This is a genomic window from Vreelandella sp. V005 (assembly GCF_052645115.1).
The window spans coordinates 352,026-367,844 of the sequence record NZ_JBQXYA010000003.1 but is presented as its reverse complement, the minus strand read 5'-3'; the positions used below and the strand labels follow the sequence as shown (position 1 = coordinate 367,844).

The window sequence follows — 15,819 nt, the reverse complement described above, 5'->3', positions numbered from 1 at the left end:
CACTGACACGTGGAGAACGCCATGATCATTAAGCCTTCCTTTAAATATTTAACGTTGCTGGCCCTTCCGCTAGCGACGCTTACCACTTTTGCTAGCACCGCTGCAGCCTTCGAGCCAGAAGGAAAGGTGGAGTGCATTGCACCGTCTGATCCGGGCGGCGGCTGGGATTTTACCTGCCGCAGCGTAGGTAACGTCATGCAGGAACTTGATCTGGTTCCGGCGAATGTGCAAACCATTAACATGGCTGGTGCTGGTGGTGGTGTAGCGTTTGCCCATACCGTCAGCAAGCGCGCTGGCGACGACCACCTACTGGTTGCCGCGTCTACGGCCACGACCACCCGCTTGGCTCAAGGGCAATTCCCAGGGTTGACGGCTGACCAAGTCAATTGGATCGGCGCCCTTGGCGCAGATTACGGGATTATTGCCGTGGCCGCTGATTCCGAGATTGACGACCTCAATGAACTCATGGAATCGCTCAAGGAAGATCCACGCAGCGTTAAGTTCGCGGGTGGTAGCGCCAAAGGCGGATGGGATCATCTCAAAGTGCTGATCGCCGCTCAGGCAGCGGATGTCGAAAATCTTCCGCGCATTGCCTACCTCTCGTACAACAACGGTGGCGAAGCATTAACCCAGGTAATCGGTGGCCACGTGGACGCCTTTACCGGGGATATCACTGAAGCCCAAGGGTTTATGGAGTCAGGCGATTTACGTGTCCTAGCGGTTCTGTCTGAAGAGCGCCTGCCCGGTGACATGGCGGACGTACCCACTGCTCGTGAACAAGGCATTGATGCTATTGGCCCCAACTGGCGCGGCTTTTATATGCCTGCGGATGTCTCTGAAGAGGCTGAAGCGTATTGGACCGATGCCATGGACACTATTTATGAGAGTGAAGAGTGGCAGGATGTCATGGCTCAGAACGGCTTGATGCCATTTCACATGACCGCTGGCGAGTTCGAGGAGTTCGTACTCAACCAGATCAATGAGATTGAACAGCTTTCTAAAGATATTGGGCTAATTCAGTAATGACTTTCAACGACCGCATCTTTGGGGTCCTGATGATCGTCCTGGCCGTGGCGTACGGCTGGGCCGCGACTCAGTTCCCTGAACCGTTTGGAGGGGCCGAAGCCGTTGGCCCTGACACTTTTCCGAAGTTGCTCGCCGTAGTGTTGGCAATTTCCAGCCTTTATCTGATTGTACGCCCTGATCCCGATAATGCGTGGCCTTGGAGCCGTACCGGTATCGAGCTCATTATCGCCGTCGTGGTGCTGATCTTTTACGCCATGCTGCTTCAGCCGCTGGGCTTTATTATTAGCACTACGCTTGCTGTGGGGACGCTTTGCTGGCGCATGGGGGCTCGGCCGCTCAATGCTTACATGACCGGGGCAGTCTCGGCAGTGGTAGTGTACTTCCTGTTTAGTTTTGCACTAGATCTCGCCTTACCGCTGGGTCTGTTGTCATTCCTGGAGGTGAACTGATGGAAACTCTGGGTTACCTAATGGACGGTTTTGGCGTTGCGCTGCAGCCCCATAATCTGATGTTCGCCCTACTGGGTGCTTTTCTCGGCACATTGATCGGCGCCTTGCCGGGGTTAGGCCCCGCCAATGGTGTGGCCATTCTGATACCGCTGGCGTTTAGTTTGGGGCTCGCGCCAGAAACGGCTCTGATTATGCTGACGTCAGTGTATGCCGGTGCCATGTACGGTGGACGTATATCATCGATTCTATTGAATATTCCCGGCGATGAACCAGCCATGATGACCTGTCTTGACGGTTATCCTATGGCCCAGAAAGGCAAGGCTTCCGAGGCGCTGGCGATCTCAGCCGTGGCCTCTTTTATCGGTAGCCTTATCGCCACTGTTGGTTTGATTCTGCTGGCGCCACTGTTGGCTAATTTTGCCTTGACGTTCGGCCCTGCAGAATATTTTGCGCTCTTCCTGTTGGCGTTCGCTACCTTAGGCGGTATTACCGGTAAAAATCCCATCAAAACAGTGGTTGCCGCCTGTATTGGTTTAATGATTGCCACGGTGGGTATCGACAATACTGGCGTTCAGCGCTACACCTTCGGCGTGCTAGAGCTCTTTGAAGGTGTCGACTTCATCATCGCTATCGTCGGTCTGTTTGCCATTTCCGAGCTGCTGTTCTTCATCGAAGAGCGTGCAGGTGGTGGTAAGGAAAAGATGAAGGTCAACAAGCTTTCACTCTCTTGGAAGGATATACGCGACATTCTACCCACCAGTTTCCGTGGAGGAGTGCTGGGGTTTGTGGCCGGTGTGCTACCGGGCGCCGGTGCTTCGCTGGGTAGCTTCATCAGCTATACCCTTGAAAAACGTGTGTTGGGTAAGAAAGGCTATTTTGGACAAGGTGACCCGCGCGGTGTGGCGGCGCCTGAAGCTGGCAACAATGGTGCGTCCAGCGGTGCACTGGTTCCTATGTTGACACTAGGTGTGCCGGGTAGCGGCACCACCGCGGTGTTGTTAGCGCTACTGATTTCGTTGAATATCACCCCAGGGCCGTTGATGTTCACTCAGAATGCCGACATCGTCTGGGGTGTGATTGCGGCGCTGTTGATTGGTAACTTCTTACTACTGATCCTCAACATTCCGTTGGTAGGCATCTTCGTCAAACTGCTATCCGTACCACCCATGTACCTGCTGCCAATCGTCACGATGATTGCCTTCGTGGGTATCTACTCGATCAGCAACACCATCTTTGACCTCTACTTCATGGTGGCCTTTGGGGTGGGCGGTTACGTCCTGCGCAAGCTTGAGATTCCGCTGGTGCCAGTGATTCTTGGCTTATTGTTGGGGCCTGAGATGGAGAAGAACTTACGCCATGCCATGGATATCTCTGATGGCGACTGGATGATTCTTTGGGATAGCGGTCTGGCTATCGGGCTGTGGGTCTTTGCAGGCCTAGGCTTGATCTTGCCCTACATCTTGGGACCTCTCCTGCGCCGTGGGATGGATGGGAAGTCATCTACTTCAGGCACGCCTGAAAGCGATTGATACTTAAATAGCTTACTCTCAAGCAACGGGGCGCTAACGAAAGTTGGCGCCCCGTTTTTATTTGAATACTTTTTAGAAGGCGTCAAAACTGTGTTGTGTTGACCTTGTCGTTTGTAACTGATCAGTAAGTATTAAGTAATTAACCAGAATACAAAAGCCCAGAGCGCCCATATGGTGCAGAGAAACTTATTGGTGCATGGTTGATGTGCTTTAGTCACCGCTTGGCGCTGTATATTGGTGCATTGTTCTACATTTGAGAATAGCTTGTTGTTGCTAAGTAATTGATTATCTTTTGCAAAATGGACGTTGTGCCAATCTGGCGCACCCCTTGCAAGAACTATTGGCTAGTGGACGTATTGAGGAGTTTCCAATCGGCCCCTCGAATGCGAAGCCAACAAACAAGCCCCAGAGATAAGGGGTGCAAGGAGGTTCAAGTGACCACATTGCAGCACAATACCCATACTCGCTCGACGCTCTCTTACCAACAACAAGCGCGCTCAAGCCGCTCGCCTTCCCTTTTTGCCACCGCGCTACTCACCGCGGCGGTCATGGGAGCCAGCGCGCAGGCCATCGCTCAAGACGATGACCCGATTAAAGTTGGTATCCTGCACTCCCTCTCGGGCACCATGGCGATTAGCGAAACTGTCCTTAAAGACACCGTTGAAATGCTTATCGAACAGCAGAACGAAGCCGGTGGCCTGCTGGGCCGCCAGCTAGAAGCCGTGGTGGTGGATCCTGCCTCCAACTGGCCGCTATTTGCCGAACGTGCCCGTGAGTTGCTAGCCCAGGAAGAGGTCGATGTCATCTTCGGTAACTGGACCTCGGTATCGCGTAAATCGGTACTGCCCGTCGTAGAAGAACTTAATGGCCTGCTGTTCTATCCGGTGCAGTATGAAGGCGAAGAGTCATCGGAAAACGTCTTCTATACGGGTGCGGCGCCTAACCAGCAGGCGATTCCTGCGGTTGAATATTTGATCAATCAAGTGGGTATCGAGCGCTTTGCGCTGGTCGGTACCGACTACGTCTACCCGCGCACCACCAACCGTATCCTCGAAGCGTTCCTCAAAGATGAGCATGGCATCGCAGACGAGGACATCATGGTCAACTACACGCCGTTCGGTCACTCCGATTGGCAGAACATCGTGGCCGAAATTCGCCGTTTCGGTGAAGAGGGTAAACCCACTGCGGTGATCTCGACAGTGAACGGCGACGCCAACGTACCGTTCTACACCGAGCTTTCCAACCAAGGCATCGATGCAGCCGATATTCCGGTCATTGCCTTCTCGGTGGGTGAGCAGGAACTGACCGGTATCGATACCGCGCCGCTGGTGGGCCACCTGGCTGCCTGGAACTACTTCATGAGCGTCGATAACGACGACAACTATGACTTTATCGATGCCTGGATCGAGTACACCGGCGACGATATGGCAGTGACTAACGACCCGATGGAAGCGCACTACATTGGCTTCAACATGTGGGCCGAAGCGGTTCGTAAAGCGGGCACCACCGACGTCGATACCGTTAAAGACGCCATTATCGGCGTGACCGTGCCGAACCTCTCCGGCGGCTATGCGGCGATGATGCCCAACCACCACATCACCAAGCCGGTGTTGATCGGTGAAATTCAGGACAACGGCCAGTTCGATATCGTGTGGCAAACGCCGTCTACCGTGGCGGGTGATGCCTGGTCGGACTACCTGCCTGGTTCGCGTGACCTGATTGCCGATTGGCGCAAGCCGATGGAGTGCGGCAACTTTAACGTCGTGAACGGCTCGTGCGGTGGCAGCACCGCAGCAGAAGAAGCTGAAGCGGCACTCGCTGAGTAAGGCATAACACCTCCCTTGCCGCGCCGTGGTTCGATGGTTGGCGCGGCAAGGAGCACGCTATCTTTCCCTCTTAGATAACTGTTTTTAAATAACCAAAGGAAGAACCCCATGAGGCGTTTCCTTTCCTTGGCGCTGCTCTGCTTTCTGCTGTTGGGGGCCACCCTCATCGCGCAGGCACAAACAGACACCGCTAACAACTCTGGTTCTGACAATACGGGCGCTAACGACAGTGCCGCCCTTGAATTGCTAGAAGCACTGGACGTTGAGTCCTACAACGCCAAAGGCGAAGCCATTAGCGCTATTTTGCAAAGTGACGATGAGCGCGCCCGTGATTGGCTGCAGGCATTGCTGGATGGCCGCCTACAGCGCACTGAAGACGGCCGCTTTGTACTGGTATTGGAAAACCGCGGCCGCGACTGGCCGGTGGCCGATGTCTTGACCGGCGAAGCGCTGGGTGAGATGTCCCGCCGTGATCTGGAGCGTATTGGTATTAATAACAACCTACGCAACCAGTTGCGCAGTGCCATCGCGGTCGTTGACCTCTACTCGCCTAACGTGGAGCGTCGCCGCACATCGGCCGAGCGCCTGCTAGGGGAAGTAGACGGTGAGCTGGTGCCTACCCTCGACGACTTGATCGAACAGGAAGAGGACGAGCAGGTGCGCTATCGCCTGACCCAGGCCGTCGCGATTTATCGCGCTGAAGCCGGTGAAATGGCCGGGGTCGAAGCGCTGGATGGCAGCCTGCACCCGCGTTCGCGTGTGGCGTTAAGCCGGGCAGCCAACAGTGATGATCCGGTCGTCGCCAATGCCGCTGCCGCTTCACTAGCGGGGATCGAGCAGCAGCTCAAGCTCAATCGCGGCCTGGAAACCCTCTATTTCGGCTTGAGCCTTGGCTCGGTGCTGGTGCTGGCTGCCATTGGCTTGGCGATCACCTTCGGGGTTATGGGCGTGATCAACATGGCCCACGGCGAACTAATGATGCTGGGCGCCTACACCACCTGGGCGATGCAGCAACTGCTGCCCGGCCAACCGGGGCTGGCGTTGATCCTCTCGATTCCCGCAGGCTTTATGGTTGCCGCTTTGGCTGGTGTGGCGATCGAGCGCGGCGTGATTCAGTTCCTCAAAGGCCGCCCGCTGGAAACCCTGCTTGCGACCTTCGGTATCAGCCTGATTCTGCAGCAGCTGGTGCGCACGGTGATTTCACCGCTCAACCGTACCGTCATCACCCCCGAGTGGATGAGCGGTTCATTGGTAGTGAACGATGCGCTGTCGCTGACGCTCAATCGCATGTATGTGCTCGGCTTTGCGCTGGTAGTGTTTGCCGGCCTGATGCTGATTATGCGCCGCACCCGGCTGGGCCTTGAGGTACGTGCTGTCACCCAGAACCGCGCCATGGCACGCTCCATGGGCATTCGTGCCACTCGTGTGGATATCATGACCTTTGCACTAGGTTCGGGTGTGGCCGGGCTTGCCGGTGTCGCGCTCTCCCAGCTTACCAACGTCGGCCCCAACCTGGGGCAGAACTACATCATCGACTCCTTCATGGTGGTGGTATTCGGCGGCGTGGGTAACCTGTGGGGCACGCTGGTGGCTGGGCTATCGCTGGGGGTCATCAACCAAGTGCTGGAACCCTGGGCTGGCGCGGTACTGGCCAAAATCATCGTGCTGGTCTTCATCATCCTATTCATTCAGAAACGCCCGCGTGGACTCTTCCCGCAGAAGGGCCGGGCTGCGGAGGGCTAAACATGTCACTAACGACCGAATCATCGACCAATTTTTGGCTAACACGTCCCTTCAGCGAGCGCTCAACGCAGATCTTTTTGGGCGTGCTGGTCGCCGCGCTGGCGCTGGTCACTATCCTGCACGTGGCGATTCCGCCGGAGAACCCGCTGCATGTGGGCGCCTATACCGTCAATCTGTTTGGTAAGTACCTGAGTTATGCGTTGCTTGCCGTGGCGGTGGATCTGGTGTGGGGCTATCTGGGTATTTTAAGCCTTGGGCATGGTGCTTTTTTCGCCATCGGCGGCTACGCCATGGGCATGTATTTAATGCGCCAGATCGGTGATCGCGGCACCTACGGCCACCCGGTACTCCCCGACTTCATGGTGTTCCTCAACTGGGACAGCCTGCCCTGGTTCTGGCACGGCTTCGATATGGCCTGGTTCGCCTTCATCATGGTGCTGCTGGCGCCAGGGCTACTGGCGCTGGTGTTTGGCTTTTTAGCGTTTCGCTCGCGGGTCACCGGGGTGTATCTGTCGATCATTACTCAGGCGCTGACCTTTGCTTTGATGCTAGCCTTCTTCCGCAATGAAATGGGCTTCGGCGGCAATAACGGCCTGACTGATTTCCGCGAAATCGTCGGTTTCGATTTGCGCAGCGACGCCACGCGCCTAGGGCTGTTTCTCGCCACCGGCGTTGCGCTGGCGCTGGGTTATATCCTCTGCCGTGCGATTGTCACCAGCAAGCTGGGGCGGGTGAGCGTGGCTACTCGTGACGCCGAAGCGCGCACACGCTTTCTCGGCTACCGGGTCGAGCGTTTCCAGCTGTTTGTGTTTGTGGTATCGGCCATGCTGGCGGGCCTGGCCGGGGCGCTTTACGTGCCGCAAGTGGGGATTATCAACCCCAGCGAATTCTCGCCTATTTTCTCCATCGAGATTGTGCTGTGGGTAGCGCTGGGCGGTCGCGCCACGCTGTATGGCGCGGTGATTGGCGCCATTTTGGTCAACTACGCCAAAACCATCTTTACTGGCGTCATGCCCGATGCCTGGCTGTTTGCCCTGGGCGCGATGTTCGTACTGGTCACGGTGTTTCTGCCCAAAGGGGTGGCGGGGCTGTTTGGCTACCTCAAGCGCCGTAAGCGCGACGATTCGGCTAACCCTGACCAACAACAGACATCCAAGGAGGCCTCAGCATGAGTTTGCTGCAATCGCTGACCCAGCGTGACCGGGTGTTCGATTTCATGGCGCCTCAGGCCTCACCGGTGGACGTTCGCCACGGGCCGATTCTCTATATGGAAGATGTCACCGTGAGCTTTGATGGCTTCAAAGCCATCAATAATCTCAACCTGACTATCAACGACGGTGAGCTGCGCTGCATTATCGGCCCCAATGGGGCGGGCAAAACCACCATGATGGATATCATCACCGGCAAAACCCGACCCAATAGCGGCAGTGTGTGGTTCGGTAGCCGTCATAATTTGTTGCATATGAACGAGCCCGATATCGCCAGCCTGGGCATTGGCCGCAAGTTTCAAAAGCCCACCGTGTTTGAAGCGCTCTCGGTGTTTGAAAACCTGGAATTGGCCATGGCCGCCGACAAGCGGATCTTTCCCACCCTAACTGCCCGCATGACCGGCGAGATCAAAGACCGCATCGATGAAGTACTGGAAACCATCGGCTTGACGGCACTGCGCCATCAGCCCGCAGGCATTCTTTCCCATGGACAGAAGCAGTGGCTGGAAATCGGTATGCTGCTGATGCAGCGCCCGCGTCTACTGCTGGTGGATGAGCCAGTGGCGGGCATGACCGAGCAGGAGATGGAGCGCACCGCCGAGCTACTCACCGGGCTGGCGGGCAAGCAGTCCGTGATGGTGGTGGAACACGACATGGGCTTCGTGCGTTCGATTGCCCGCCAAGTGACCGTACTGCACCAGGGCAGCGTGCTGGCGGAAGGCACCATGGATCAAGTCTCCAACGACCCTAAAGTGATCGAGGTCTACCTGGGTGCCGATGACGAGGAGGCCGCCTAATGCTAGCCATTGAAAAGCTCAACCAGTTCTACGGCGAAAGCCATACCCTGTGGGATTTGGACCTTGAAGTGCCCGCCGGGGAGTGCACCTGCGTGATGGGGCGCAACGGCGTGGGTAAAACCACGCTGCTGAAAGCCGTGATGGGTGAAGTGGCGGTCAAAAGCGGTGAGCTGCGCTACTCAAGCGAGGCAGGCGAGATCCAACTGACTAAAAAAGCCATTGAAGCGCGCTCGCGGTTGGGGATTGGCTACGTGCCTCAAGGGCGGCAGATATTTCCGCTGCTGACCGTGGAGGAGAACCTGCGCACCGGCCTAGCCGCCCGCAGCGATGGGCTGAAAAAGATTCCTGAGCGGGTCTACGAGCTGTTCCCGGTGCTTAAAGAGATGAAACACCGCCGTGGCGGTGATTTATCCGGCGGGCAACAGCAGCAGCTGGCGATTGGCCGCGCACTGGTCATCGAGCCCAAGCTGCTGATTCTGGATGAGCCGGGGGAGGGCATCCAGCCCAATATCGTCGCCCAGATCGGTCAGGTGATTCGCCAGCTGATCAACGAGGATGGTTTAACTGTACTGTTGGTGGAGCAGAAGCTGCCCTTCGCTCGTAAGTACGCCGACCGCTTTGTGATCATGGATCGCGGCCGCCCGGTAGCCAAAGGCGAGATCAGCGAGCTTTCCAATGAGCTGATCAAGCAGCACTTGACGGTTTGATTTATCCACACCTATTTTCCCTCTACGCCCGTCACCCTGGCGGGCCAATATCTTCCTTCTACTGTTAGCCATACAGGCGCTCTTTTTTGGTGCTAATGAGGTTCTTTGTGATCTTTTTTGGTGCATGTTTCGACGGCGGACACCCTTTATAACGGATGTGTACTTGAGAAAGTACAGGGCTCACCGCCTTTCACCATTTTGGCGCATTAATTGCACTGATTAGCTAACGGCTTACTGAAAGGAAGCGATAGCTAATTATGATGCTATGCGATATCGCAAAATCCCCCCTTGCCTCTGGCCACCGTTTTGATCAAGGCCGCCACTGGGCGGCTTCGTTGGCTCTGCGTTTTGCCCAGCGCGACGGCGTTACTCGCATGGTACAGGCGCGTCACCAGGGGCCGCTGCGGGTGCAACGGCCGTTTTACCCGGAAGGCCGCAGTGAGGTATGCCATGTATACGTGCTTCACCCACCAGGCGGGCTGGTGAGCGGCGATGCGCTTACCATTGGCGCCCATGTCGAGGGCGGTGCCCATGCGCTACTCACAACACCTGCTGCCAATAAACTCTACAAAGCTGATAGTCAGGGCGTGGCTTGGACCCAGCACACCCGGTTAAGCGTTGAAGATGGCGCCACGCTGGAGTGGCTGCCCCAGGAGACTATCGCCTTCGATGGCTCGAAAGGCGAGCAGCGCACCCATATCGAGCTGCATGGCAGTGCCCGCTGCTTGGGCTGGGAAGTGATGGCGCTAGGCCGCCCGGCGAGCGATTTACCCTACATTTCAGGCCGCATTGAGCAACACTTCCGCTTAACCCTGGACGGCAAGCCGCTGTGGTTAGAACGTCAACCGTTAGACCCACTTCACCCACGCTTTGCTGGGCGCTGGGGGCAGGGTGGTGCCACCGTGCAGGCCACGCTCTGGGCGGTAGGTATTGATGATGCGCCTGGGGCGATTGAAGCGTTGCGTGAAGCGCTGCCGGATAACGCACGCTGGGCGGTGACCGTCCGCCATGGCGTGCTGCTACTACGATACTTGGGTAACTCGCGTAATGAAGCCTGGGCATTATGCGAGCAGGCTTGGCAACTTTTGCGCCCCCTATGGATTGAGCGAGACGCCCATACACCGCGTATTTGGTTAACCTAATCGAATAGATTGCTGGAGAAACGCCCCATGGAATTAACCCCAAGAGATAAAGACAAGCTCCTGCTGTTCTCTGCCGCCCAACTGGCGGAGCGTCGTAAGGCACGCGGGCTGAAGCTGAACTACCCCGAAGCGGTAGCGCTGATCAGCTTTGAGATTATGGAAGGCGCCCGGGATGGCCGTAGTGTGGCGGACTTAATGAGCTATGGCCGCGAGATTCTTAGCCGTGACGATGTGATGGAAGGCGTGGCTGAAATGGTCGACGAAGTGCAGGTGGAAGCCACCTTCCCGGACGGCACCAAGCTGGTTACTGTCCACACACCTATCAACTAGTTTTCAGCAGGAGAGCGCCTGATGATTCCCGGCCCAATGATTCCAGGACAGTACCAATTAAAACAGGGTGATATCGAGCTGTGTGTGGGGCGTGAGCGGATTAGTGTCGAAGTGGCCAATACCGGCGACCGCCCAATCCAGATCGGCTCCCACTACCACTTCGCCGAAGCCAACCCGGCGCTGGTGTTTGATCGCGACAAAACCCGAGGCTTTCGCCTGGACGTGGCCGCCGGCACGGCGATTCGCTTTGAGCCCGGCCAGACCCGCGAAGTCACGCTGATTCCATTTGTCGGCAAGCGCGAAATTTACGGCTTCCGCGGTGAAGTGATGGGCGCGCTAGAGGGGGATAAACAATGAAGCCGACCAACAAAATCAGCCGACAAGCCTACGCTGATATGTACGGCCCCACGGTGGGCGACCGTGTGCGCCTGGGCGATACCGAGCTGTGGATCGAAGTCGAGAAAGACGCCACCCATTACGGCGATGAGGTAAAGTTCGGCGGCGGCAAAGTCATCCGCGACGGCATGGGCCAAAGCCAGCGTGCTGACGACACGGTCATGGATACGGTCATCACCAATGCGCTGATTCTCGACTGGTGGGGCATCGTCAAAGCTGATGTGGGCATTCAGAAAGGTCGCATCGCCGCGATTGGCAAGGCGGGCAACCCCGACGTACAGCCTGATGTGGAGATCGTGATTGGCCCCGGCACTGAAATCATTTCCGGCGAAGGTAAAATACTCACCGCGGGCGGTATCGATTCCCACATCCACTTTATCTGCCCCCAACAGGTTGAAGAAGCGCTGATGAGCGGCGTGACCACCATGCTCGGCGGCGGCACCGGCCCGGCTACAGGTTCCAACGCCACTACCTGCACGCCAGGCCCCTGGCATATTGGTAAAATGCTCCAGGCGGTGGACGATATGCCGATGAATATCGGCTTTCTGGGTAAGGGCAACGCCAGCCTGCCGGAATCCCTGGAGCTTCAGCTTAAAGCGGGCGCGATGGGCCTCAAGCTGCACGAAGACTGGGGCACTACGCCCGCTTCAATCAATAACTGCCTGAACGTGGCCGATGCTTACGATGTGCAGGTGGCGATCCACACCGATACCCTGAACGAATCGGGCTTTGTGGAGGACACGCTGGCCGCGTTTAAAGAGCGCTGCATTCACACCTACCACACCGAAGGCGCCGGTGGTGGCCACGCGCCGGATATTCTCACCGCCTGTTCCAAACCCTACGTACTGCCATCGTCTACTAACCCAACGCGGCCCTACACGGTCAACACCATCGACGAACATCTCGATATGCTGATGGTGTGCCACCATCTCGACCCCAATATTCCCGAAGACGTCGCCTTTGCCGACTCGCGCATTCGCCGTGAAACCATCGCCGCGGAAGATATCCTGCATGACCTGGGCGTGATCTCGATGATCGCCTCGGACTCCCAGGCCATGGGACGAGTCGGAGAGGTAGTCTGCCGTGCCTGGCAAACGGCGCATAAGATGAAAGTGCAGCGCGGCCTGCTGCCGGAAGATGAGGTACTGGGCGCCGATAACTTCCGCGCCAAGCGCTATATTGCCAAGTACACCATTAACCCGGCGATCACCCACGGCATCGCTCACGAAGTGGGCTCCATCGAAGTTGGTAAGCTGGCGGATCTGGTGCTTTGGAAACCGGCTTTCTTTGGCGTCAAGCCGGCCATGATGATCAAAGGCGGCATGATTGCAGCGGCGCCTATGGGCGACCCCAATGCTTCGATTCCCACGCCGCAGCCGGTCCACTACCGCTATATGTTTGGTGCCTTTGGCCGCGCAGCGAGCCAAACCCGGCTCAGTTTTGTCAGCCAAGCCGCGCTGGATACAGGTATTAAAGAGACCCTGGGGCTAAACAGCGAACTGGCGGCGTGTAAAAACGTGCGGCAAGTGCGCAAACAGGATATGAAGCTCAATGATGCCTGCCCCGATTTGACCGTCGACCCGCAAACCTACGAAGTGCGCTGCGACGGTGAAATTTTAACCTGCGAGCCTGCCACCGAGCTCCCGCTGGCTCAGCGGTATCATTTGTTTTGATTGCACCATTATCCGGGGGGCCGGGGGTAGGCCTACGAGAGGGCGCTGTGAATACGTCCGTGTACGCTACTTTTGCCATCCATGGCAAAAGACCCTCTCTACGGCCTACCCCCGGCAAAGCCGCACCGAGCGAGAAAGGACGCTAGTCATGCTAAAACTAATAGAACGCTTAGGGCCGATAGAGGAAGGCGCTGCCAGCGACACGCTCACGCTGCCCTTCGAGCTGCGCATTCGCGGGCGCTTAAAAACCAAGAGCGATGGCGGCCGCGAGCTGGGCCTGTTTCTTGATCGCGGCCCGGTGCTGCGCAGCGGCGAAGGCCTGAAAGCCGAAAGCGGCGAAGTCGTGCGTGTCTGCGCCGCCGTTGAGCCGGTAGTTACCGCGCGAGTGAGTACTGGCTTACCCCTGGCGCGGCTGGCTTATCACCTGGGTAATCGTCACGTACAGCTGGCGCTGGGTGAAGATGAAAAGGGCGGCTGGGTGCGCTTCCCGCCAGACCACGTGCTGGAAGAACTCGCCCAACTGCTGGGTGCCGAACTAGAGCACCACAACGCCACCTTCGACCCCGAGCCGGGTGCTTATAACCAAGTGGGCGGTGGGCATAGCCATTCACACGCTCATTCACACGACCATTCTCATGATCATTCACACGATCATGACCACCCGCATGAGCACCACCATGCACACTGAGATTAACGCACTAGAAAGACAGAGCGATGAGCTGGCGCTGCTGGGGCTGATGCAGTTGGTGAGCCCCGCGCTGCCGATTGGTGCCTTTGCGTTTTCTCAAGGCCTGGAAAGCGCCTTTGAGCTGGACTGGGTACGCGATGAAGCGGGCCTTGCCGAATGGCTGAGTGGCGTATTGGAAGACGGCCTGACTCGCTGCGAGCTGCCCGTGCTGGTGCGGCTGCATGGAGCATTGGACCAAGCGGATAGCCAATCAATCGCCACATGGGATGAGTGGCTGGCCGCCACCCGGGAAACCGCCGAACTGGCCGCTGAAGACAGCCGCTTGGGCGCCTCGCTTAAACGCTTGCTGGGCAGCTTGGATTTATTGCCAAGAGATCAGCAACTGCCAAGTGAGGGCTTACTAACGCCTTTGCTCCTGCCTCAGGCAGGCTATGTGACGCTGTTTGCCTACACGGCTCACTTGCGTGGCGTATCCGTACGTCAAACCCTGGTGGGCTTTGCCTGGGCGTGGTTAGAGAACCAACTGGCAGTGGCCTGTAAAGCGCTTCCGCTGGGTCACACCGCCGCCCAGCGTGTGATTGAGCAACTGCGCCCAGCCTTGGTGGATGCCGTTAACCAAGCGCTCACGCTTGAAGATGACGAACTAGGCCCGGTGCTACCCGGCCTAGCACTGGCCAGCGCCTTACACGAAACTCAATATTCGCGCCTGTTTAGAAGCTAAAAGCGCATAAGTAACATGGACTAGAAGTTGAATAGCTTAGAAGTTAACGAGGAGAGAACGATGACTCACTGTTTACGCGTTGGCGTGGGTGGCCCGGTGGGGTCCGGTAAAACCGCGCTGCTCAAGCAGCTCTGTTTAGCGCTGCGTGACTACTACGACATCGCCGTGGTCACCAACGATATCTATACCCGCGAAGACGCCGACTTTCTGCTTAAGCACGATGCCCTACCAGCGGATCGTATTTTAGGCGTAGAGACCGGCGGCTGCCCGCATACGGCCATTCGTGAAGATGCCTCCATGAACCTGGCGGCCATTGATGAGCTTCAGATGCGGCACCCGAAGCTGGAGCTGGTCATGGTGGAGTCGGGCGGTGACAACCTTTCGGCCACCTTTAGCCCCGAGCTTTCCGACCTGACGCTCTACGTGATAGACGTTTCCGCAGGCGACAAGATTCCCCGTAAAGGCGGGCCGGGCATCACTAAGTCAGACCTGCTGATCATTAATAAAATCGATATCGCCGAGTATGTTCACGCTTCGCTAGACGTGATGGAGCGCGACTCGAAGAAAATGCGTGGCGAACGCCCCTTCGTATTTACCAACCTTCATGACGGGGTAGGGCTAGAGGAGATCATCCGCTTTATTCTCGATAAAGGGATGCTGGATGAGCGGCGCCCACAGCACACAGAAAAGACCGGCTGAAGCTCTCCAAGTGTTTGCATAAAAAAACCGCCAGCTGATGGCGGTTTTTAGGTTTATGGGCGGCGGTTGATGAGGCGATGGCTAAATAACCGCTAGCATGCCGCCATCCACGTAAATGATTTGGCCATTCACGTAGTTCGATGCCGGGGAGGCGAGGTACACCACGGTGCCGACGAGATCCTCGGGGATGCCCCAGCGCTTGGCAGGGGTGCGGCCAAGAATCCAGTCATTAAATTTGGGGTCATCTACCAGCGGCTGGGTCATCTCTGTGATCATGTAGCCTGGGCCAATGGCATTGGTCTGGATGCCGTGTTCGGCCCATTCTGCGGCCATGGATTGGGTCAACAGTCGAACGCCGCCTTTAGAAGCCGTATAAGCGCCTACGGTCGGACGCGCGACAGAACTCATCAACGAGCCGATATTGATAATTTTGCCGCCCTTTCCGCGCTCGATCATCTGGCGTGCCACGTTACGCCCCAACAAAAACGTACTGGTGAGGTTAGTCTTGATGATCGTTTCCCACTGGTCGAGTTCGACCTCAATAAGCGGGCGACGAAGCTGCATGCCGGCGTTATTGACTAGGATATCGATAGTGACGCCCTGAGCGTTCAGGGCTTCAAGGGCCTGCTCAATGGCGGCTTCATCGGTAATATCAAACGACGTTGTTTGCACCGTGTGCCCTTCTTCTGAAAGCGCGACCCGGGCGGCTTCTAGCTTTTCGTGGTTGCGGCCATGAAGAATAATCGCCGCGCCGGATTGCGCCAGCCCACGGGCCATAGCGAGCCCAAGTCCGCCGGATGAACCGGTGATAAGTGCCGTGCGGCCGGTTAGATCGAACAACGTCATCGTTCTTACCTCTTGTAGCGTTTTATTGTCGCGTCGTTT

General features: G+C 57.0%; 16 protein-coding genes. 15 read left to right on the top strand and 1 reads right to left on the bottom strand.

The window, feature by feature from the left end; translation table 11 throughout:
• The first annotated feature begins 21 nt into the window (after window positions 1–21).
• The 15 genes from ACUN8H_RS10290 (at window position 22) to ureG (ending at window position 14,934) form a co-directional block, all read left to right on the top strand.
• A complete protein-coding gene (locus ACUN8H_RS10290) occupies window positions 22–1,023 on the top strand; it encodes a Bug family tripartite tricarboxylate transporter substrate binding protein (protein ID WP_445532039.1) in 1,002 nt (333 codons plus the stop codon).
• Window positions 1,023–1,475, top strand: a complete 453-nt coding sequence (locus ACUN8H_RS10285) for a tripartite tricarboxylate transporter TctB family protein (RefSeq protein WP_290701859.1) — start codon at window positions 1,023–1,025, stop codon at window positions 1,473–1,475. Before ACUN8H_RS10290 ends, ACUN8H_RS10285 begins: the two co-directional genes overlap by 1 nt.
• A complete protein-coding gene (locus ACUN8H_RS10280) occupies window positions 1,475–3,004 on the top strand; it encodes a tripartite tricarboxylate transporter permease (RefSeq protein ID WP_445532038.1) in 1,530 nt (509 codons plus the stop codon). The genes ACUN8H_RS10285 and ACUN8H_RS10280 overlap by 1 nt, the downstream gene beginning before the upstream one ends.
• A gap of 434 nt (window positions 3,005–3,438) precedes the next feature.
• Window positions 3,439–4,830, top strand: a complete 1,392-nt coding sequence (urtA, locus tag ACUN8H_RS10275) for an urea ABC transporter substrate-binding protein (protein ID WP_445532037.1) — start codon at window positions 3,439–3,441, stop codon at window positions 4,828–4,830.
• Between the two features lie 108 nt (window positions 4,831–4,938).
• Window positions 4,939–6,573: an urea ABC transporter permease subunit UrtB gene (gene urtB / locus ACUN8H_RS10270; protein WP_445532036.1), complete on the top strand. Its 1,635-nt coding sequence runs from the start codon at window positions 4,939–4,941 to the stop codon at window positions 6,571–6,573.
• Between the two features lie 2 nt (window positions 6,574–6,575).
• Window positions 6,576–7,745 (top strand): urea ABC transporter permease subunit UrtC, encoded by a 1,170-nt coding sequence (gene urtC, locus ACUN8H_RS10265; protein ID WP_445532035.1) that lies wholly within the window; start codon window positions 6,576–6,578, stop codon window positions 7,743–7,745.
• Window positions 7,742–8,578, top strand: a complete 837-nt coding sequence (urtD, locus tag ACUN8H_RS10260) for an urea ABC transporter ATP-binding protein UrtD (RefSeq protein WP_445532034.1) — start codon at window positions 7,742–7,744, stop codon at window positions 8,576–8,578. The genes urtC and urtD overlap by 4 nt, the downstream gene beginning before the upstream one ends.
• Window positions 8,578–9,285 (top strand): urea ABC transporter ATP-binding subunit UrtE, encoded by a 708-nt coding sequence (gene urtE, locus ACUN8H_RS10255; RefSeq protein ID WP_445532033.1) that lies wholly within the window; start codon window positions 8,578–8,580, stop codon window positions 9,283–9,285. The genes urtD and urtE overlap by 1 nt, the downstream gene beginning before the upstream one ends.
• A 257-nt stretch (window positions 9,286–9,542) precedes the next feature.
• On the top strand, window positions 9,543–10,427 hold the full coding sequence (locus tag ACUN8H_RS10250) for an urease accessory protein UreD (protein ID WP_445532032.1): 885 nt from the start codon (window positions 9,543–9,545) through the stop codon (window positions 10,425–10,427).
• A 27-nt stretch (window positions 10,428–10,454) separates the two neighbouring features.
• Window positions 10,455–10,757, top strand: coding sequence for an urease subunit gamma (ureA, locus tag ACUN8H_RS10245; protein WP_066320888.1), 303 nt, complete (start codon window positions 10,455–10,457; stop codon window positions 10,755–10,757).
• Window positions 10,758–10,793: 36 nt separating this feature from the next.
• A complete protein-coding gene (locus ACUN8H_RS10240) occupies window positions 10,794–11,114 on the top strand; it encodes an urease subunit beta (protein WP_445532181.1) in 321 nt (106 codons plus the stop codon).
• A complete protein-coding gene (gene ureC / locus ACUN8H_RS10235; protein ID WP_445532031.1) occupies window positions 11,111–12,826 on the top strand; it encodes an urease subunit alpha in 1,716 nt (571 codons plus the stop codon). The genes ACUN8H_RS10240 and ureC overlap by 4 nt, the downstream gene beginning before the upstream one ends.
• 148 nt (window positions 12,827–12,974) lie before the next feature.
• Window positions 12,975–13,514 (top strand): urease accessory protein UreE, encoded by a 540-nt coding sequence (ureE, locus tag ACUN8H_RS10230; RefSeq protein ID WP_445532030.1) that lies wholly within the window; start codon window positions 12,975–12,977, stop codon window positions 13,512–13,514.
• Window positions 13,504–14,235: an urease accessory protein UreF gene (locus ACUN8H_RS10225; RefSeq protein ID WP_445532029.1), complete on the top strand. Its 732-nt coding sequence runs from the start codon at window positions 13,504–13,506 to the stop codon at window positions 14,233–14,235. Before ureE ends, ACUN8H_RS10225 begins: the two co-directional genes overlap by 11 nt.
• Before the next feature lie 60 nt (window positions 14,236–14,295).
• Entirely contained in the window at window positions 14,296–14,934 is a 639-nt protein-coding gene (gene ureG / locus ACUN8H_RS10220; RefSeq protein ID WP_445532028.1) for an urease accessory protein UreG, read from the top strand.
• A gap of 81 nt (window positions 14,935–15,015) precedes the next feature.
• Here ureG and ACUN8H_RS10215 read toward each other — a convergent pair whose 3' ends face one another.
• The gene (locus ACUN8H_RS10215; RefSeq protein WP_445532027.1) at window positions 15,016–15,780 is read right to left on the bottom strand and encodes an SDR family oxidoreductase; all 765 of its coding nucleotides are present in this window, start codon (window positions 15,778–15,780) and stop codon (window positions 15,016–15,018) included.
• Window positions 15,781–15,819 lie beyond the last annotated feature (39 nt).

What these genes read in the sequence shown, in the direction of transcription:
- ureG (WP_445532028.1), top strand. Translation starts at nt 14,296, where the DNA reads ATGACTCACTGTTTACGCGTTGGCGTGGGTGGCCCGGTGGGGTCCGGT.
- urtD (WP_445532034.1), top strand. Translation starts at nt 7,742, where the DNA reads ATGAGTTTGCTGCAATCGCTGACCCAGCGTGACCGGGTGTTCGATTTC.
- ACUN8H_RS10290 (WP_445532039.1), top strand. Translation starts at nt 22, where the DNA reads ATGATCATTAAGCCTTCCTTTAAATATTTAACGTTGCTGGCCCTTCCG.
- ureC (WP_445532031.1), top strand. Translation starts at nt 11,111, where the DNA reads ATGAAGCCGACCAACAAAATCAGCCGACAAGCCTACGCTGATATGTAC.
- urtB (WP_445532036.1), top strand. Translation starts at nt 4,939, where the DNA reads ATGAGGCGTTTCCTTTCCTTGGCGCTGCTCTGCTTTCTGCTGTTGGGG.
- ureE (WP_445532030.1), top strand. Translation starts at nt 12,975, where the DNA reads ATGCTAAAACTAATAGAACGCTTAGGGCCGATAGAGGAAGGCGCTGCC.
- ACUN8H_RS10250 (WP_445532032.1), top strand. Translation starts at nt 9,543, where the DNA reads ATGATGCTATGCGATATCGCAAAATCCCCCCTTGCCTCTGGCCACCGT.
- urtC (WP_445532035.1), top strand. Translation starts at nt 6,576, where the DNA reads ATGTCACTAACGACCGAATCATCGACCAATTTTTGGCTAACACGTCCC.
- ACUN8H_RS10280 (WP_445532038.1), top strand. Translation starts at nt 1,475, where the DNA reads ATGGAAACTCTGGGTTACCTAATGGACGGTTTTGGCGTTGCGCTGCAG.
- ACUN8H_RS10215 (WP_445532027.1), bottom strand. Translation starts at nt 15,780, where the DNA reads ATGACGTTGTTCGATCTAACCGGCCGCACGGCACTTATCACCGGTTCA.
- urtE (WP_445532033.1), top strand. Translation starts at nt 8,578, where the DNA reads ATGCTAGCCATTGAAAAGCTCAACCAGTTCTACGGCGAAAGCCATACC.
- ACUN8H_RS10240 (WP_445532181.1), top strand. Translation starts at nt 10,794, where the DNA reads ATGATTCCAGGACAGTACCAATTAAAACAGGGTGATATCGAGCTGTGT.
- ACUN8H_RS10285 (WP_290701859.1), top strand. Translation starts at nt 1,023, where the DNA reads ATGACTTTCAACGACCGCATCTTTGGGGTCCTGATGATCGTCCTGGCC.
- ACUN8H_RS10225 (WP_445532029.1), top strand. Translation starts at nt 13,504, where the DNA reads ATGCACACTGAGATTAACGCACTAGAAAGACAGAGCGATGAGCTGGCG.
- ureA (WP_066320888.1), top strand. Translation starts at nt 10,455, where the DNA reads ATGGAATTAACCCCAAGAGATAAAGACAAGCTCCTGCTGTTCTCTGCC.